Consider the following 17,197-nt stretch of genomic DNA (forward strand, 5'->3'; position numbering starts at 1 on the left):
AAGCGAAGGAGAAGCCGATGGGGCAGCTCGTCGAATTTCCCGCCGAGGGCAGCGGCACGGTGCTGGTCGAGGTCAGCGACCGGGCCGCGGCCGCCGGCCCGGTGACCCGTGGCATGCGGGACAGCGCGGTCATCGAAAGGGCGCAGCAGACCTTCGAGGACGCCGTCCACCGTGTGGAGCCCGCCGTGCAGGCCGTCGTCGCGCACCTGCGGTCGGCCGCCCAGACGCCCGACGAGATCCGCGTCGAGTTCGGCATCGACCTGCACGCCGAAGTCGGCGCGTACATCGCCAAGGGCGGCGCCTCGGCCAACTTCCTGGTGTCCCTGACCTGGCGCCGGGAGGGCGGTGCGGGCCCTGCCTGACGACCGTTGATCCCGGTTATGCAACTGGTTGCACAAAGCCTCCGCGGGTCGTAGCCTCGCTTCGGGAACCAGGGCCGTTCCACCGGACCGGCACGAAGCCGAGGGAAGAGGGAAACACGTCGTGAGCCAGTACCCGCACCTCATGCGTCCACTGGACCTCGGATTCACGACGCTGCCCAACCGGGTGCTGATGGGGTCGATGCACGTCGGCCTCGAAGAGGCCGAGAACGGCTTCGAGCGGATGGCCGCCTTCTACGCGGAGCGGGCGCGCGGCGGAGTGGGGCTGATCGTCACCGGCGGCATCGCGCCGAACGAGGCGGGCCGGCCCTGGGCGGGCGGGGCCGCGCTGACCACCGGTGCCGAGGCGGAGCGGCACCGGGTCGTGACCGACGCCGTGCACCGCGAAGGCGGGAGGATCGCGCTGCAGATCCTGCACTTCGGCCGCTACGCCCACCACGCGGACCTGGTCGCACCCAGCGCCCTCAAGGCCCCCATCTCCGCGCACACCCCGCACGCCCTCACCGACGACGAGGTCGAGCGGACCGTCGAGGACTTCGTACGGGCCGCAGGGCTGGCGCGGCGCGCGGGGTACGACGGCGTGGAGATCATGGGCTCCGAGGGCTACCTGATCAACGAATTCATCGCACCCGCGACCAATCACCGCACCGACCGCTGGGGCGGCTCCTTCGAGAACCGCATCCGCTTCCCCGTCGAGATCGTCCGCCGCGTGCGCGAACGCGTCGGCACGGACTTCATCGTGATCTACCGCCTGTCCATGCTCGACCTGATACCGGGCGGATCCTCGCTGGACGAGGTGATCACGCTGGCCCGGGCGGTCGAGGCGGCCGGCGCGACGATCATCAACACCGGCATCGGCTGGCACGAGGCCCGCATCCCCACCATCGCCACCTCCGTGCCGCGCGGCGCCTACGCCTGGGTCACCAGGAAGCTGATGGGCTCCGTCTCGATCCCGCTGGTGACCACCAACCGCATCAACACCCCCGACAAGGCCGAGCAACTGCTCGCCGACGGTTACGCCGACATGGTCTCGATGGCACGGCCCTTCCTCGCCGACCCCGACTTCGTCGACAAGGCCCGCCGGGGACGTCCCGAGACGATCAACACCTGCATCGGCTGCAACCAGGCCTGCCTCGACCACACCTTCAGCGGCCGGATCACCTCGTGCCTGGTCAACCCCCGGGCCTGCCACGAGACCGAACTGGTCCTCCTGCCGACCCGGCGCCGCAAGCGCCTCGCCGTCGTCGGGGCGGGCCCGGCCGGGCTGGCCTTCGCCGTGACGGCGGCCGAGCGCGGACACGCGGTGACCCTCTTCGACGCCGCGGGCGACATCGGCGGACAGCTCGACATCGCCAACAAGATCCCGGGCAAGCAGGAGTTCGACGAGACCCTGCGCTACTTCCGCGTACAGCTGCGGGCCCACGGCGTCGACGTCCGGCTGAACACCCCCGTGAGCGCCGACGACTTCGCACCCGGCGCCTACGACGACATCGTCGTCGCCACCGGCGTCACCCCGCGCGTCCCCGCCATCGACGGCATCGACCATCCGAGCGTGGTCGGCTACCTCGACGTCCTGCGCGACGGCGCCCCCGTCGGCGAGCGGGTCGCGGTCATCGGCGCGGGCGGCATCGGCTTCGACGTCGCCGTGTACCTGACCGACGCCGGCGACGCGGCGAGCCAGGACCCCGAGACGTACTTCCGCGCCTGGGGCGTCGACACCGACTACCGGACCCCGGGCGGCCTGCGGGCCCCCGAACGGCCGAAGCCGCCGCGCACCGTCCACCTCCTGCAGCGCAAGGCCACCAAGGTCGGCGCAGGCCTCGGCAAGACCACCGGCTGGATCCACCGCACCGAGCTCAGGCACCGCGGCGTGACCATGATCGCCGGCGCGACGTACGACCGCATCGACGACGAGGGCCTGCACGTCACGGTCGACGGCACCGCCACGACCCTCCCGGTCGACACGGTCGTGCTGTGCACCGGACAGGAATCGCGCCGCGACCTGTACGAGGAGCTGCGCGCGGCCGGGCACACCGTCCACCTCATCGGCGGAGCCGACACCGCCGGCGAACTCGACGCCAAGCGCGCCATCCGCCAGGGCACCGAACTCGCCGCGGCCCTGTGACCCGCGAAGCATAGGATTGCGGGCATGTCCCTGCCGCACGCCATCCTCACCGCGCTGCTCGAGAAGCCGTCGTCGGGGCTGGAGCTGACGCGCCGCTTCGACAAGTCGATCGGCTACTTCTGGTCGGCCACGCACCAGCAGATCTACCGCGAACTGGGCAGGCTGGAGGAGAAGGGACTCATCCGCGCACTGCCCTGCGGACAACCGACCCGGGGACAGAAGAAGGAGTACGAGGTCCTGCCCGCAGGCCGCGCCGAACTCACCGCATGGGTCGCCGCCTCCGAGGACCCCAAACCCGTACGCGAAGCCCTCCTGCTGCGCATGCGCGCGGCCGGCGTCGTCGGCACGGAAGGCCTCGGGGCCGAACTGCGCCGCCATCTCGCCCTGCACCGGGCGCAGCTGGCGGAGTACGAGGCCATCGAGGAACACGACTTCCCGCCGGAGCGGGACGCCGAGCGGGACCGGCTGCGCCACCTCGTGCTCCGCGGCGGCATCGGCCTGGAGACCTTCTGGATCTCCTGGCTGACGGACGCGCTCGCGGAGATCGAAGGAGAGCGGGAGTAGGGCGGGAGTAGGGCGGCGACGGCGTCAGGACGCGCCGCGCGGCAGCGCTTCCTCGGGCAGGACCCGCAGGGCCCGCAGAGCGGCGCCGAAATCCCGTACCGTGCACGGATCCTGCAGCGAACGGCCGGTGAGCTTCTCCAGCCCGCGCAGCCGGTAGCGCACCGTATTGGGGTGGCAGTACAGGCGCCGCCCGGTCTCGACGGCGGACCCGCCGGCGGAGAACCAGTGCTCCAGCGTCTCGAGCAGCCTCTCGCGTTCGTCCGGCGGCATCCCGAAGACCTCGCCGAAGACGGCCCGCACCAGGCGGCCCGCCTCGGCCGGGGCCGCGACGACCAGCATGGCGACGGGATCGTCGTCGAAATAGGAGACGCCCGGCTTGCCCCTGGGCAGCGCCGCGAGCGCCAGACGCGCGTAGCGCAGGGCCTGGGGCGTCTCGCGCAGCGAGTCGTACGGCGGGCTGATGCCCACGCGCGCCGCGCTCTTCTCGAGGATCCCCAGTGCGGTCGCCCGGATGTCCGGCGGCAGCGCGGACATCACCCCGACCTGCTGGCCGGGCAACAGCCGCCAGGCGGACGGCACGTGCCCCGCCCGCAGCGCCGCCTCGATGCGGGGGAGCGCCGAACGGCCAGGTGCGGGGACGTCGGCGGCGGCCACGACGAAGGGCCCGGTCGTCGGCAGCCCGAGGGTGCGGGCGGCCTCCCACACGGTGCTCCGGTCGGTGATCGCGCCGGTGAGCAGTGCCTCCACCAGGGCGGACCGCTCGTGTTCGCGCTGTGCCATCAGCTCGGCGGCCGTCTCGCGGTAGGCCGAGGCCATCGCGTCCGCGTACTCGCCGGCCAGGCGCCAGATCTCCGACGACAACGTCACCAGCATGTCGCCGGTGACCTCGTGGACGCCGCGCGCCTCGGCCGCGACCTCGGCCCACAGGAGCTCGAAGCCGATGCGGAAGGCGCGCTGGGTCCCGGCCAGCGACACGTCCTGCAGGGCCCGCTCCCGCCCGGTCCGCCGGGCGGGGCCGAGGTCCGCCGGCACCTCCTCGCCCGCCAGGTGCAGCAACGGGAACTTGAGGTTGTCCACGCAGGACCGACGCAACGAGTCGAGGGGGACGAGCGCCTCGTCGCCGTAGGGCTCCACCTCGGCACGGAGCCGGACGGCGAGCCGGTCCCCTATCTCCGAGATGCGTCGCAGCACCGCGCGGGCCACCGAAATGATCTCTTCACGCGGCGCCGGTCCCTGCATTCCCGCAGCGTACAGCCGGTCTTGTTGTCCACGGGAACAACGAGTCGGCGCGGGTTCTGTTCGCCGGCGCAGCGGGCCGGTCGCCTATGCGCCCGTGTGGGACGTCAGCTGACCGGCGCCCCGTCGTCGCCCGACGCCAGGGCGTGCACCAGCTGGACGCGGGAGCGGATGCCGAGGGCGGAGAAGACGTTGCGCAGGTGGTGGTCGACGGTCCGGTGGCTGAGGGTGAGCCGGTCGGCGACCTCCCGGTTGGTCAGGCCCTCGGCGACGTGCCGGGCCACGCGCAGTTGCTGAGGGGTGAGGGAGCCGGGCGGGCGCCGGCCGGCATCGGCCTCGCCCCGGCCGGCCGCCCGCAGCTCCTCGCGCGCCCGTGCCGCCCAGAGGTCCGCCCCGCAGGCCTCGAAGCGCACCGCGGCACCGTGCAGGTGGCCCCAGGCGTCGCCCGGCCGGCGGAGCCGCCGCAGCGACATGCCGAGCAGCAGTCGGGTGCGGGCCTGGGCGAAATCCGGTCCCGTCCGTTCCAGGAGTGCCAACGCCTGGTGGAAGTACGGCTCCGCGGCGCCCGGCGCGGCGAGCAGGGCCCGGCAGTGCAGGGCGAGGGCACGGGCCTGGCCGTCGGCACCGGCCCGGGCCCACTTCTCCAAGGCGCGCAACGCCCCCTGGGCCCGGCCCAGGGCGCTGGACCGCTCGGACGCCGGCAGGCGGGGCGCGGCCAGCGCCACGGCTTCGACGAAGCACGGGACGACGCGCAGGTGCCATGCGAAGTGGTGCAGGGGAGACAGAGGAGCCGGGGGAGAGGGGGTGAGGACGAGGGGCCGCAGCCGCTCGGCCGCCTCCACCGGCAGACCGCGGGAGAGGTCGAGCAGGCCCAGGGCCCAGGTGGCCAGCACGGCCGGAACCACGAGGCCGTGATCGCGTGCCGCGGCGAGGGCGGAACGGGCATGGGCCCGGCAGGCCTGGGCATCGCCCATGACCGACGCGGTCATGGCCAGCGCCGCGCGCAGCTGCGCCGTGAGGCGGTGCTCCCCGCGCGCGAGGGCCGCCTCCAGCCCGCGGTGGGAGCAGGAGCCGGCGAGCCCGTACCGTCCCGCGGCCAGTTCGACGAGCGCGAGGTGCCCGAGCACCTTCGCGCCCAGGTCCCCGCGCGGGCCGGCGCAGGCCAGGGCGCGGTGCGCCAGGTCCCGCGCGTGCGTCGTGCCGCCGAGCATCAGGGCGGCGCGGGACGCGTGGAGGAGCACGTCCGGATCGTTCTCTGCCGGCGCGGGGGAGCAGGCCGCGCGCAGCAGCGCGGTGGCCGCCGCCGGCCGGCCGTGCAGCGCGGCCGCGACGCCCTCGTAGTGGTCCCGCACGGGGCCCGCGACCTGCCCGTGCGCACGGATCCGCCGCGCTGCCGCGAGGTAGCCCGCGCGATCGCCGGAGTCCCAGGCGGCGTCGGCGCCGCGCAGGAGCGCGGTGAGCCCGGCGTCCTCGTGCGGGGCCGACGCACGCGCGCCGAGGGCGGCGGCCCGGCGCGCGAGCCCGGCGCGGCGCGCGTGTCCGGCGGCGGCGCCCAGTCGCGCGGCGCGCAAGGCCCGGTCCTCCGCCCGGTCGGCGGCCCGGGCGAGGGCCGCGGCGCAGCGGCGGTGCATGTGCCGTGCGGTGTCGCGCATCGTCGTTCCTCCTCGTCGCGACGGGGCCAGTCGAGGGGATCGCGGGAAAGTTACCAGCGCGTAACGCCGTTGGGGAGGGGCGGCGTTACGCGCCGCCACGGTTGTCCGGAAGGCCAAGAGCGCCGCCGTGCGGCTTGTCGGGGAGGACAACTCCCCGTCCACCCCGGTGATCTCGCCGATGCGCGGCCCTCCGCCGGCGCCGCATGCTGCCCGCAGCCGAATCCCGCATTCCTCCCGGAGGCATCCATGCGCAGAATCCTGAGCTCCCTGGTCGCGGCCGCGGCGGCGGCCGCCTGCCTCACCGCCGGCCCGACGGCCACCGCCGCGGCCGCCCCGCACCGCACGCCGGTCGTCTTCGTCCACGGCTACCTCAACACGGGCGTGGTGTGGGCGCCGGCGCGCGCCGCGTTCCGGCAGGCTGGATACAACGACAGCGAACTGTTCACGTACTCCTACGACTTCAACGCCTCGAACCGCACGAGCGCGCAGGGCCTGGCCGCCTTCGTCGAGAAGGTCAAGCACACCACCGGATCCCGCACGGTCGACATCGTGAACCACTCCATGGGCGGCATGGTCGCGATGTGGTACGTCAAGGAGCTCGGGGGCGCCACGAGCGTCACGCGCATGGCCTCGCTCGCGGGGGCCCACCACGGCACGATCACGGCGGGGCTCTGCGTGATCACGTCCGAATCGTGCAAGGAGATGACGCCCGGTTCCGCCTTCCTCGCCACCCTCGCCGCCGACGACGAGACGCCCGGCCCGGTCGCGTACCGGACCTGGTACTCGCCGTGCGACGCCGTGATCAACCCGTTCACCAGCAGCGTGCTCGCCGGCGCCGTCAACACCCTGGTGCCCTGCATGACCCACGTCGGATTCCTCGCCAACGGCTCCCTGCTGGCGGACGTCGCGGCCTTCACCGAGGGCCCCTGACGCACCCCCTGGCCCACCACCGTCCGCATTTCCGAATCCGCGGCGACCCCTTAGCGTTGAGGGCATGGCGAGGCCGAGACGGTTCCGCCCGGGCCGCGCCGGCGAAGGGGCCCGGGCATGAACACCCGTACGCGCGACGACGCGTCGTCCGCCGATCCCGTCCCCCTGCACCGCCTGCGGATACCGCCGCCGCACCTCCCGCCGTTCGCCATGGGGTCCTTCGACGCCCTCGGCCCCGACGCGCGGGCGGGCTACCCCCACCGGCACACCTTCTACGAGATCGTCTACGTCACCGGCGGCTCCGGGGCCCACGTCATCGACCTCGTCCGCCGGCCGCTGCGCCCACCGCACCTGTGCTTCCTGCTGCCCGGCCAAGTGCACTACTGGGAAGGGGTGTCGGACCTGCGCGGCGTGCTGATGCTCTTCACCGAGGACTTCCTGCTGGGCCGCCCCGGCGACCGGCAGCTGCTGCGGGCCCTCGGCGAGCGGTCCTGGTTCCACCTGCCGCCCGGGCCCGACGGCCCGGGCGGCGACCGCGCCGGCATCGGCTCGCTGATCCGGTCGATGGGGCGGGAGTACACCGCCGAGGCGGACGGCTACGCCTCCGTGCTGGAGGCCTACCTGCACATCCTGCTCGTCCGGGCGCTGCGCCTGCCCGGGGCGCGCGGGCCCGGCACGGTCACGGGCCGGGCCGCCGAGGTCTCCCGGGAGTTCGGCCGGCTGCTCACCGAGACGGCGGGGGCCGAGGGGGCGGTCGGGGCGTACGCGGCGCGCCTGGGGGTCTCGGTCGGCTATCTGAACGAGGCGGTGAAGCAGGCCACGGGCCGTACACCCGGCGAACTGGTGCGCGCGGCCCGGACGCTGGAGGCGAAGCGGCTGCTGAGCGGTTCGGCTCTCGGCGTCGGCCAGGTCGCACGCCGCGTGGGGTTCGCGGACCCCGCGTACTTCTGCCGCTTCTTCCGGCGGGAGACCGGCATCAGCCCGGGCGACTTCCGGCGCGCGGCGGCGGGCGGCGGTACCCGCGGGAATCACCACGTTCACCGAACGGAGTCCATCGATCCGCCCGGCCCGGCTCCCTAGGTTCGTCAGCGAGCCACTCACCCCAGGAGGCAGACCATGGCGGACGAACACCCCCGCAACGGAGACCCGGAGCCGGCGGGACGGCGGGCGGTCAGCCGGAAGACCCTGCTCAAGGCGGCACTCGTCGCCGTTCCCCTGCCCGCGCTGCTCGGCAGCGGCGTGGCCCTCGCACGCGACCACCGGCCCTCGGACCCGCCCCCGTCCCCGACGCCGTTCTGCGACGACGGGGACGACCCGACGCCGCCGCAGACCGAGGGCCCGTACTTCAAGCCCCGCTCTCCCGAGCGCGCCTCCCTGCTGGAGCCGGGGACACGAGGCACCCTGCTCACGGTCAGCGGCTACGTCTTCGGGCTGACCTGCCGCCCGGTCGCGCACGCCCTGCTGGACTTCTGGCAGGCGGACGACGCCGGCGCCTACGACAACCGCGGCTTCCGGCTGAGAGGACACCAGTACACCGACGCCCGGGGCGCCTTCACCCTGACCACGATCGTCCCGGGGCTCTACCCGAGCCGCACCCGTCACCTCCATGTCAAGGTCCAGGCCCCCGGCGGCCCCGTCCTCACCACGCAGCTCTACTTTCCCGGTGAGCCCCGCAACAACACGGACCCGATCTTCCACCCCGCGCTGCTGATGAACGTCCGCCAGGCCGGCCCGGCGAAGCAGGCGACGTTCGACTTCGTCGTCGACGGAGCGGCGCTCAGGCCGGGGTCGCCTCGATGAGCTGGAAGACGTTCGGCTGCGGCAGCGGCGTGATGCCGCCGAGCTTGAAGCCCGCCTCGGAGCACAGGGCGGCGAAGTCGTCCGCGGTGCGTTCCCGGCCGCCGACGTTCACGAGCATGTTGAGGTCGCTGAGGTAGGCCAGTTCGGTGCTCTCGCCGGAGACGACGGCCGGCAGGACCGGCTCGACGATCAGGAGGGTGCCGTCGGCGGGAATGACGTCCCTGATGTGCCGCAGGATGGTGACGCACTGCTCGTCGTTCCAGTCGTGGATCACGCTCTTGAGCAGATAGAGGTCCCCGCCCGCCGGTGCCGACGCGAAGAAGTTGCCGACCGTGAGGGTGACGCGGTCGGCGACCCCCTCGTCGGCCAGCCGGGCGGGGGCCTGCGCGAGCCCCTCCGCCGTGTCGTAGACGACGCCCCGCGGCCCGGCGTGCGCGCGCAGCACGGCGGACAGCAGCGTGCCGTCGCCACCGCCCACGTCCACGATGGTGCCGAAGCGGCCGAAGTCGTAGTGGGCGGGCAGCACTTCCGCCGCGACCTGCGTGGCCTGACCCATCGCCGCGTTGAACTCCGCGGACAGCGCGGGGTGTTCCTTGAGATAGCCGAAGAAGTCCGTGCCGAAGGCCGCGTCGAACCCGGTCCTGCCCGTACGGACGCTCCGCTCCAGCAGTTCCCAACCGCGCGTCATCGACGGATCGGTGAACAGCCGTGCCACCGACAGCTGCGTGCCGGGGACGCCGGAACGCAGCAGATCGCCCGCCGGCGTGGTCGCGAAGGTGCCCGGCGCGGTCTCCGTCAGCAGCCGCAGACCGGCCAGCGCGCGGAGCAGGCGGTGCGTGGCCTGGGGGTGGGTGCCGAGGTCGTCGGCGAGAGAGGCGGCCGTCAGCTCGCCGTCGCCCACCCGGTCGAAGACCTCCAGGCGCACGGCCACGCCCAGGACGTGCGTGCTCATCTGCCCGAAGGCGAGCTGCATCACGATGCTGCGCTCCTGCCAGCCCACCGGTGTCCGCTCCGTGTCGCGCTCCGCATTGCTCATTCCGCGGGCCCCTTCCCGTAGTGGCGCCGCCGTGCGCCGGTCACCGGCGCACGGCAAGGCGAGGTTCGGATGCGCGCGTGCGCACCGCCGTCGTCAAGCAAGCTTAGGTAAGCCTAAGTTGACGATGCTGCGGTGGCAATGGCCTCCGCCCGCGGTCTGCCCGGGCCGATGACGAACGACGGCCGGCCCGGTCGTCCCGGGCCGGCCGCGTGTCCGTCACCGGCGGGCGAGCTCCGCCGTCTCCGCCCGCGCCGCGGGCTGTCGCGGCCGCTGCTCCGCGGGCTGGGGCGGGCGGCGGACGAGTGCCAGTGCCACCAGGCCGCCGAGCACGCCCAGGGTTCCCGAGACGAGGAACGTCTGCTGCAGGCCGGCCGCGAAGGCCTCGTGCACCAGCTGTGCGACCACCGCCCGGTCCGGGGAGGCGGCGTGCGCGATCACCGCGCCGGCCTGGCCGCCCGCCAGGGCGTCGGCCATGGCGCCGGGATCGGGCACGGAAGCCCCGCCGTGGTCACGGAGCGAACCCGCCATCCCGGCGTGGAAGACGACGCCCAGGACCGCGATGCCCAGGGCGTTGCCGAGCTGGCGCGCGGTGTTGACGGCGCCGCTGGCCATTCCGCCGCGCTCGGGGCCGACGGACCCCATCGCCGCCGACGCCAGCATGGGCGTGGCGAGCCCGACGCCGACGCCCGTCACCGCGAGACCGGCGACCAGCACCGTCCAGGTGGACTCCGCACCGATCGCGGCCTGGAGGAACGCGCCCGCACCGATCAGCAGCATGCCCACCCCGATGGTCCACCGGGGCGAGACGCCGTGCAGGAAACGGCCCGACAGCGAGGCGACGAGGAACGCGGCCGCGCTCATGGGCAGACACGTCAGGCCCGCCGCCACCGGCCCCATGTCCCGTACGGACTGCAGCCACAGCGAGGTGTACGCCAGGTAGGAGAACGCCGCGACGGACAGCAGCACCGCGGCGATCATGAGCCCGGAGAACGAGCCCCGGCGGAAGAGCGCGAGGTCCAGCAGCGGCTGCTCGCGCCGCGCCTCGATCGCGAGGAAGGCCAGCAGCGCCACCGCGGCGAGCCCGAAGAGGCCCAGGGTGGTGCCGGACGTCCAGCCGTTGTCGTTGCCCTTGATCAGCGCGTAGGTCGCGGTGCCCGCCGCGAGCGTGAAGGTCGCCATGCCGGGCAGATCCACCGCCCGGGTGCCGCGGGCGGGCGCCGCGACGATGAACCGCAGCGTCATCGCGACGGCGAGCACGCTGATGGGGAGGTTGACGAAGAAGATCCAGCGCCAGTCCAGGTGCTCGGTGAGCAGACCGCCCATGATCGGGCCGGCCGCCGAGGCGGCGCCGCTGACGGCTCCCCAGGCGCCGAACGCCACCCCGCGGTCCCTGCCCTGGTAGATGCTGCTGATCAGCGCCGTGGTCGTCGCGAGCATGGCGGCCCCGCCGATGCCCTGCACGCCACGGAAGGCGATGAGCGCCAGCGGACCCGTCGCCAGCCCGCAGGCCAGCGAGGCGGCCGCGAACAGCGCCAGACCCACCACGTACACCTGGCGGTGGCCGATCCGGTCGGCCAGCGAACCGACGCCCAGCAGGAGCGCCGCGAGCGCCAGGGCGTAGACGTCCATCACCCACTGCAGGTCCGCGAACGAGGTGTGCAGGCTCCCGGCCATGTCGGGCAGGGCCACGACGACGATCGTGACGTCCACCAGCAACATGAACGTTCCCAGGCACACCGCTACGAGCGGCAGCCATTTACGCATCCGAACCTCCAGGGATTTCGCATCGACGAGGCCGGGGCGCACTCTGGGGACTCTTCAGGCGTGCCGCCCGGAAGGCCGCACCCCCGACAACGGTCGAAGCTCGCATCATCGGCCGGTTTCCAGAACCCAGGGCGCTCGTGGTGGTGGAATCCCACGTATCGAGGCATGGAATGATGGAAAGCATGGATGATCAGGGATTCGACCGCCTCGACCGGCAACTCGTCCAGGCGCTGATGATCGACGGCCGGGCCGCCTTCAGCCGCCTGGCCGCGGTCCTCGGGACCACGGACCAGACGGTGATCCGCCGCTATCGCCGGCTCCGGGGCGCGGGCCTGCTGAGGGTGCTCGGCCTGCCGGTGGGCGACCGCGTGGGCCTCTACGAGTCCAGGCTGCGGATCCAGTGCGTGCCCGGCGCGGCCCCGGTCATCGCCGACGCGCTGGCCCGCCGCCCCGACACCGGCTGGGTCAAGATCTTCTCCGGGGGCACCGAGGTCGGCTGCCTGGTCAGCTCGCGCACGTGGGAGGACCACGAGGCGCTCCTGCTCCGGAAGCTGCCGCGCACCCAGCACGTCACGGGCGTCTCGGCACAGAGCATGCTGCACCGCTACACCGGTGGGGCGAACCGCCGGCTGGGCCTCGCCGAGTTGAGCGAGGAGCAGATCGAGGCGCTGGAGCCGCCGCCGGTGAGCACCGACGAGGACACCGTCCGCCTCGACGACTGGGACCACGCGATGCTGGCCGTCCTCGCCCGGGACGGCAGGGCGGGCTACCCCGAACTCGCCAAGGCGACCGGCCGTTCGGAGTCCACCGTCCGGCGCCGCGTGGACCACCTGCGCCGCAGCGGCGCGCTCGCCTTCGACGTCGAGGTCCTCCCCGTCCACCTGGGCTACCGGACCGAGGCCGCCCTCGCCGCGACCGTGGCCCCCAGCGACCTCGCCGAGATCGGCCGCGCCCTCGCCGGGCACCCCCAGGTCCCCTTCGTCGCGGCGACGACCGGCGCCGCCAACCTCGCGGCGTCCGTGCTCTGCCGCGACCAACGCGATCTGTACACCTACATGACCGAGGGCATCGGCGCACTGAAGGCCGTACGCCGGCTCGAGGTCCTCCCGGTGCTCCGCCACGTCAAACGGGCGGGCCTGCTCAGCGACGGCAGCCGCCTCTTCGACGCACCGCGCTGAGGACGGCCGACGTCGATGGGCACGGACCGGCCGGGGCCGCCGACGTCAGCCGCCCGCGGGGAAGTCGCGGGCCTTGATCTTCGCCATCCGCCCGTCGGGGTGGTGGAAGACGACCCCCTCACAGCCGTCGGACGCGTGGAGGGCCAGGACGTGCTCACGGATCACCGCGAACGAACGCTCGGGAATGCGGCACTCCACGGCACCCCGGTGAGCGATCAGCTCATGCCGCTCCGTGCGCTCCGGATTGTCGTTCACCTTCGGACCGACCAGCTCGTACGTGCCCGGGGCGAGCGTTCCGGCGGCCTGCGCCGCCGGGTTCGCCAGCGCCTCCGCGTGGAACTTCACGAACGACGACTGCGCGACGGGCTCCCAGCCGACGGTCTTACCCGTCACCTCGTCCGTCTCGACCGCCAAGTACCCGGGCGGGGGCGTCCTGCGCGGCTTCACCTCGCGACGGGCCCACCACTCGCCGGCGTCGTCGAGCATCACGCACGTACCGTCGTACTTGCGGGTCGGTATGCCTTCGCCCGCCATCACCCACTCACAGCCGGGCGTGACGTCGGGCAGGACGTATCGGCGGTCGTCGGGGTCACGGACGAAGAGCGTAGGGATCTTCTGCATGCGCCCATCTTCACCCGTGACGCCGGAGGCGGCCGGTGATTTTTCACCGGGGGGCGCCGGGGCGGGACGTGGCGTCGGCGGCGGGTTCCGGCACTGCGGGGGCCGACGGCCGGCCGGCGGCCGCTTCGAGCGTCTCGGGCTCGTGAAGGGTGCGCAGGAGGAGCCAGCCGAGGGCGGGCAGCGCGATCAGCGGTGCGAGGGCCGTCCGCAGGGACGTGGCGTCGGCGACGGCGCCGATGACCGGGCTCGCGATGCCGCCGACGCTGACGGCCAGGCCCAAGGTGACCCCGCTGGCCGTGCCCACACGCCGGGGCAGATAGTCCTGGGCGAGGGTGATGTGCAGGGAGAAGGGCACGTACAGGCCGGCCGAGGCGAGGGCGATGCACGCGTAGAGCGCCGGACCGGGAACGAGCACGACGCCGGCCACGGCGAGGACGGTCAGCGCGTAGGACCACCGGGCGACCGGGAGGCGGCCGTAACGGGCTGCGAGCTTCCCGCCCACCACCGTGCCCACCGCGCCGCCGATGTAGAGCTCGAACAACGCCGCCGTACCGGCGACTTCGCCGCCGCCCGCACGCAGCCGCACATACAGCGAGATGAACGCGCTGAGGCCGACGAAGACGATCGAGCGGCACACAACGGCCCCCGACAACTTCATGAACGACACCCAGTCGTCCCCGCCGGCGGCCCGGCCCGCACCGGCGCCCGCGCCCGCCGCGGCAGGGGCCCCGACGCCCCGCAGCGCGGCCACGCACAGCACCGCGCCGGCGAGGGCGGGAACGACCAGCAGCGGCGAGGCGCCCAGACCGCCGGTGGCGATCACGGCGGAGACCACCAGGGGCGCGGTGGCGAAGCCGAGGTTGCCGCCGAGCGAGAACCAGCCCATCGCGGTGTGGCTGCCACCGCTGGCCGTCCGGGCCAGGCGGGCGGCCTCCGGGTGATAGGCGGCGACGCCGATCCCGGACACCGCGACGACCGCCACGGTGAAGGCGTAGGAGCCGCCGACACCGGCGAGCGCCACTCCGGCGCCGCCCACCAGCGTGCTCACGGGCAGCAGCCACGGCATGGCCCACTTGTCGGTGAGGGCTCCGAACAGCGGCTGCACCACCGAGGACAGCAGGGAGGCGGCCAGGACGATGCCGGAGGCGGCGGCGTAGGAGTAGGCGCGCTCGGAGACGAAGAACGGCACCAGGGCGGCCACCGAGCCCTGGTAGACGTCCACGCAGGCGTGTCCCAGCGACAGCAGCGTGATGGGCCCGGTACGTCGGGTGCGTAAGGTCTGTTTGTTCGGCACCTCTCCATCCTCGCCACGGCACGGTCTGACGCGCTTTCGATAAAATGCCAACCCATGCCGGACATCCGCCACACGCCCCAAGCGCCCACCACCGCCCGGGCGCTGGCCCCCGGGGAGAGCATCGACGCGCACCGTCACGACGACCACCAGATCATCTACGCGGGCTCCGGCGTCCTGTCCGTCACCACCGACGCCGGCACCTGGATCGCCCCCGGCACCCGGGCCATCTGGGTCCCCGCCGGCTGCGTCCACGCCCCCCGCGCCCACGGCCACCTCGCCCTGCACCTGCTCGGCCTGCCCGCCGACACCAACCCCCTGGGCCTCGACGCCCCCACCGTCCTCGCCATCAGCCCCCTGCTGCGCGAACTGATCCTCGCCTACACTCGCGGCCCCCACGACGACACCCCCGAGCGGCTGCGCCTGCGCGCGGTCCTCCTCGACCAACTGCGCGCCTCACCCCAGCAACCCGTGCACCTGCCCGCCCCCGCAGACCCCCGCCTCGCAGCCGTCTGCGACCTCCTGCACCGCGACCCCGCGGACCCGCGCCCGCTGGCCGCCCTGGCCAGCGCGGCGGGAGCCGGTGAACGCACCCTCAGCCGCCTCTTCGGCCGCGAACTGGGCATGACCTTCCCGCAGTGGCGCACCCAACTGCGCCTCTATCACGCCCTGCGCATGCTGGCCGACGACGTGCCGGTCACCACGGTCGCCCACCGCTGCGGCTGGGCCTCCGCCAGCGCCTTCATCGACGTCTTCCACCGCGCCTTCGGCTACACACCCGGCACCCACAACCGCCGGGTCAGCGGGTCATGAAGCGGGGGCGGGCGAAGGCGGAGTTGTCGACGACGACGTCCATGAGCGGGAGAGGATCGGCCTCCTGAAGGTATATCCGCTCGGCCACCAGGTACCGGTCGCGATGGAGCGACTCCGCCTCGGAGCCCGCCCAGTCCTGATCACGGGCGGCACCCCGCCGGACCGACAGCTCCTCGTCCACGTGCAACCACACGCGGAAGTCCCAGTACGCGTCGATCTCGGGCCGGAAGGCGAAGACCCCGTCCACGATCAGCACCGCGTCCGCGGCGAGCGGTGCCACGGTGGAGGAGTGGTCCTGCTGCGTCAGTGGGTCGATGCTGCAGAGCACACAGGAGGTGGCCTCCCGCGACCGGCAGGGATCCAGCAGCAGGCGCTTGACGGCCTCGTAGTCGTAGGCGTTGCGGTAGTACCCCTCGCCCGACTCCCGGTCGTACAGGTGCCGGTCCTTCCACGGCTTCTTGAAGTCGTCGAGCGTGGCCCGGAGCACCGGCCGCCCCGCGGCGCCGAGCCGCTCGGCCAGTTCGTGCCCGAAGCTCGTCTTCCCCGCGGCCGTGAAGCCGTCGATCCCGACCAGCAGCCGGCCCGGGCCGCCGGGCCGGTCATGTCCGTCACGGCTGCCGTGGCCGACGGCCAGAATGCGTTCCACGACCTCGTCGAGCAGCGCGCCGCGCTCGGCGGAGGCCGCCGGAGGGTGCGGCTGCTGCCAGGTCGAAACCGAATGATGCACGCCCGCCCGCTGCAGTCCCATGCGGTGAACCTATCCCGCCGCCCGATGAGAAAGATCACTGGGAGGGCCGGCCTGTGGCCCTCCCATAGGGCCCCCGGCCGCTGGGCGGGGTGAGTTATGTTGACCTGGAGATGCGAGAAGGAGGCACACCGGTGCCATCAGGGCAGCAGGCACGGGCGCAGGCGTCCGCGATCACGCCGGGCGGGTGGTCTCCCGGGACGGAGCCCGCTCCCGGGGACAAGGTCCGTGCTTTGTTCGGCGGCCACCGGCTGTCCCCCGCGCAGCGGCGCATCGCGCAGTACATCACCGACCACCTCACCGAGGCCGCGTTCCTGTCGATCACCGACCTCGCGGAGCGCGTGGGCGTGAGCCAGCCGTCGGTGACCCGTTTCGCCTCCTCCCTGGGCTTCAGCGGCTACCCCGCGCTCCGCGAGGCGCTGCAGCCCCTCGCCCTGAGCGCGGTCGCCGGCTCCCCGGACGCCGGCGAGGAGACCCGCCGCAACGAGCTCCAGGCCGCCGTCGACGCCGAGATCGCGAACCTGGCGAACCTGCGCCGCGTGTTCGCCGACACCGACCGGGTCCTGGAGATCGGCCGCGAGCTCGCCCACTCGGTCCCCCTGACGATCCTGGGCCTGCGGATCTCGGTCTCCCTGGCCGAATACTTCGCCTACGCGGCCAAGCGGATCCACCCCGACGTGCGGCTGGTCTCCCGCGGCGGCAGCGTGGCCTACGACGCGCTGCTCCAGTCCCGCGAGGCGGGCGGGACATGGGTGCTGGCCTTCGCCATGCCGAGGCACTCCAACGAGACCCTGGCGGCGATGCGGGCCGCGCGGAGCACGGGGCTGCGCGTCGCGCTGATCACCGACGTGGCGCTCGGCCCGCTCGTGGAGGAGGCCGACGTGGCGCTGACCGCCGGCACCGGCTCGCGCCTCGTCTTCGACTCGTACGCGGCGCCGGGCGTGCTGTCCGCCGCGATCCTGCAGGCCATGGCCGACGCCGACCCCGAGCGCACACAGCTGAGGCTGGAGAAGTACGAGCAGGCCGCCGACCAGCACGACTTCTTCCTCGAACCCTGAGACC

The 17,197-nt window shown here is 73.4% G+C and carries 16 protein-coding genes; 9 read left to right on the plus strand and 7 right to left on the minus strand.

Annotation, left to right across the window (positions count from 1 at the left end; translation table 11 throughout):
• Positions 1–17 precede the first annotated feature (17 nt).
• The 3 genes from AB0G59_RS04140 (at position 18) to AB0G59_RS04150 (ending at position 3,069) form a co-directional block, all read left to right on the plus strand.
• Positions 18–362, plus strand: a complete 345-nt coding sequence (locus AB0G59_RS04140) for a CU044_2847 family protein (RefSeq protein ID WP_360907811.1) — start codon at positions 18–20, stop codon at positions 360–362.
• Positions 363–483: 121 nt separating this feature from the next.
• Positions 484–2,505 carry an NADPH-dependent 2,4-dienoyl-CoA reductase gene (locus AB0G59_RS04145; RefSeq protein ID WP_360907813.1) on the plus strand — a complete coding sequence of 674 codons (2,022 nt, stop codon included), beginning with the start codon at positions 484–486 and terminating at the stop codon, positions 2,503–2,505.
• A gap of 24 nt (positions 2,506–2,529) precedes the next feature.
• A complete protein-coding gene (locus AB0G59_RS04150) occupies positions 2,530–3,069 on the plus strand; it encodes a PadR family transcriptional regulator (protein WP_360907815.1) in 540 nt (179 codons plus the stop codon).
• Positions 3,070–3,093: 24 nt separating this feature from the next.
• Here the strand turns inward: AB0G59_RS04150 and AB0G59_RS04155 are convergent, their stop codons facing one another.
• Together AB0G59_RS04155 and AB0G59_RS04160 are read right to left on the minus strand one after the other, a co-directional pair.
• Positions 3,094–4,308 carry a helix-turn-helix domain-containing protein gene (locus AB0G59_RS04155; RefSeq protein ID WP_360907817.1) on the minus strand — a complete coding sequence of 405 codons (1,215 nt, stop codon included), beginning with the start codon at positions 4,306–4,308 and terminating at the stop codon, positions 3,094–3,096.
• 104 nt (positions 4,309–4,412) lie between these two features.
• Positions 4,413–5,957 carry a helix-turn-helix transcriptional regulator gene (locus AB0G59_RS04160; RefSeq protein ID WP_360907819.1) on the minus strand — a complete coding sequence of 515 codons (1,545 nt, stop codon included), beginning with the start codon at positions 5,955–5,957 and terminating at the stop codon, positions 4,413–4,415.
• Between the two features lie 246 nt (positions 5,958–6,203).
• Here AB0G59_RS04160 and AB0G59_RS04165 point away from each other — a divergent pair, with 246 nt between their 5' ends.
• From AB0G59_RS04165 to AB0G59_RS04175, 3 genes are all read left to right on the plus strand, one after another.
• A complete protein-coding gene (locus AB0G59_RS04165; RefSeq protein ID WP_360907821.1) occupies positions 6,204–6,887 on the plus strand; it encodes an alpha/beta fold hydrolase in 684 nt (227 codons plus the stop codon).
• A 117-nt stretch (positions 6,888–7,004) separates the two neighbouring features.
• Entirely contained in the window at positions 7,005–7,967 is a 963-nt protein-coding gene (locus tag AB0G59_RS04170) for an AraC family transcriptional regulator (protein ID WP_360907823.1), read from the plus strand.
• Positions 7,968–8,003: 36 nt separating this feature from the next.
• Positions 8,004–8,687: a dioxygenase gene (locus tag AB0G59_RS04175; protein WP_360907824.1), complete on the plus strand. Its 684-nt coding sequence runs from the start codon at positions 8,004–8,006 to the stop codon at positions 8,685–8,687.
• Here the strand turns inward: AB0G59_RS04175 and AB0G59_RS04180 are convergent.
• Together AB0G59_RS04180 and AB0G59_RS04185 are read right to left on the minus strand one after the other, a co-directional pair.
• On the minus strand, positions 8,665–9,723 hold the full coding sequence (locus AB0G59_RS04180; RefSeq protein WP_360907826.1) for a methyltransferase: 1,059 nt from the start codon (positions 9,721–9,723) through the stop codon (positions 8,665–8,667). The genes AB0G59_RS04175 and AB0G59_RS04180 overlap by 23 nt on opposite strands.
• A 216-nt stretch (positions 9,724–9,939) precedes the next feature.
• Positions 9,940–11,487, minus strand: a complete 1,548-nt coding sequence (locus AB0G59_RS04185) for an MFS transporter (protein ID WP_360907828.1) — start codon at positions 11,485–11,487, stop codon at positions 9,940–9,942.
• 182 nt (positions 11,488–11,669) lie between these two features.
• Between AB0G59_RS04185 and AB0G59_RS04190 the strand changes: the two genes are divergently transcribed.
• On the plus strand, positions 11,670–12,665 hold the full coding sequence (locus AB0G59_RS04190) for an AsnC family transcriptional regulator (protein WP_360907830.1): 996 nt from the start codon (positions 11,670–11,672) through the stop codon (positions 12,663–12,665).
• Between the two features lie 45 nt (positions 12,666–12,710).
• Here AB0G59_RS04190 and AB0G59_RS04195 read toward each other — a convergent pair whose 3' ends face one another.
• Both AB0G59_RS04195 and AB0G59_RS04200 read right to left on the minus strand, forming a co-directional pair.
• Positions 12,711–13,286, minus strand: coding sequence for a hypothetical protein (locus AB0G59_RS04195; protein WP_360907832.1), 576 nt, complete (start codon positions 13,284–13,286; stop codon positions 12,711–12,713).
• Positions 13,287–13,329: 43 nt separating this feature from the next.
• A complete protein-coding gene (locus tag AB0G59_RS04200; protein ID WP_360907834.1) occupies positions 13,330–14,580 on the minus strand; it encodes an MFS transporter in 1,251 nt (416 codons plus the stop codon).
• Positions 14,581–14,634: 54 nt separating this feature from the next.
• On the opposite strand from AB0G59_RS04200, the gene AB0G59_RS04205 reads away from it, so the two are divergent.
• Positions 14,635–15,390: a helix-turn-helix transcriptional regulator gene (locus AB0G59_RS04205; protein ID WP_360907836.1), complete on the plus strand. Its 756-nt coding sequence runs from the start codon at positions 14,635–14,637 to the stop codon at positions 15,388–15,390.
• Here AB0G59_RS04205 and AB0G59_RS04210 read toward each other — a convergent pair.
• Positions 15,377–16,138, minus strand: coding sequence for a uridine kinase (locus tag AB0G59_RS04210; RefSeq protein WP_360907838.1), 762 nt, complete (start codon positions 16,136–16,138; stop codon positions 15,377–15,379). The two genes, AB0G59_RS04205 and AB0G59_RS04210, sit on opposite strands and share 14 nt — an antisense overlap.
• Before the next feature lie 131 nt (positions 16,139–16,269).
• On the opposite strand from AB0G59_RS04210, the gene AB0G59_RS04215 reads away from it, so the two are divergent.
• Positions 16,270–17,193 (plus strand): MurR/RpiR family transcriptional regulator, encoded by a 924-nt coding sequence (locus AB0G59_RS04215; RefSeq protein WP_071966400.1) that lies wholly within the window; start codon positions 16,270–16,272, stop codon positions 17,191–17,193.
• The last annotated feature ends 4 nt before the right edge of the window (positions 17,194–17,197 follow it).

This window comes from Streptomyces sp. NPDC021096 (genome assembly GCF_040641275.1).
GTDB lineage: Bacteria > Actinomycetota > Actinomycetes > Streptomycetales > Streptomycetaceae > Streptomyces.

Excerpts from the sequence above, each read along its gene's own strand:
- AB0G59_RS04140 (WP_360907811.1), top strand. The coding sequence starts at position 18 with ATGGGGCAGCTCGTCGAATTTCCCGCCGAGGGCAGCGGCACGGTGCTG.
- AB0G59_RS04150 (WP_360907815.1), top strand. The coding sequence starts at position 2,530 with ATGTCCCTGCCGCACGCCATCCTCACCGCGCTGCTCGAGAAGCCGTCG.
- AB0G59_RS04155 (WP_360907817.1), bottom strand. The coding sequence starts at position 4,308 with ATGCAGGGACCGGCGCCGCGTGAAGAGATCATTTCGGTGGCCCGCGCG.
- AB0G59_RS04160 (WP_360907819.1), bottom strand. The coding sequence starts at position 5,957 with ATGCGCGACACCGCACGGCACATGCACCGCCGCTGCGCCGCGGCCCTC.
- AB0G59_RS04165 (WP_360907821.1), top strand. The coding sequence starts at position 6,204 with ATGCGCAGAATCCTGAGCTCCCTGGTCGCGGCCGCGGCGGCGGCCGCC.
- AB0G59_RS04170 (WP_360907823.1), top strand. The coding sequence starts at position 7,005 with ATGAACACCCGTACGCGCGACGACGCGTCGTCCGCCGATCCCGTCCCC.
- AB0G59_RS04175 (WP_360907824.1), top strand. The coding sequence starts at position 8,004 with ATGGCGGACGAACACCCCCGCAACGGAGACCCGGAGCCGGCGGGACGG.
- AB0G59_RS04180 (WP_360907826.1), bottom strand. The coding sequence starts at position 9,723 with ATGAGCAATGCGGAGCGCGACACGGAGCGGACACCGGTGGGCTGGCAG.
- AB0G59_RS04185 (WP_360907828.1), bottom strand. The coding sequence starts at position 11,487 with ATGCGTAAATGGCTGCCGCTCGTAGCGGTGTGCCTGGGAACGTTCATG.
- AB0G59_RS04190 (WP_360907830.1), top strand. The coding sequence starts at position 11,670 with ATGGATGATCAGGGATTCGACCGCCTCGACCGGCAACTCGTCCAGGCG.
- AB0G59_RS04195 (WP_360907832.1), bottom strand. The coding sequence starts at position 13,286 with ATGCAGAAGATCCCTACGCTCTTCGTCCGTGACCCCGACGACCGCCGA.
- AB0G59_RS04205 (WP_360907836.1), top strand. The coding sequence starts at position 14,635 with ATGCCGGACATCCGCCACACGCCCCAAGCGCCCACCACCGCCCGGGCG.
- AB0G59_RS04210 (WP_360907838.1), bottom strand. The coding sequence starts at position 16,138 with ATGGGACTGCAGCGGGCGGGCGTGCATCATTCGGTTTCGACCTGGCAG.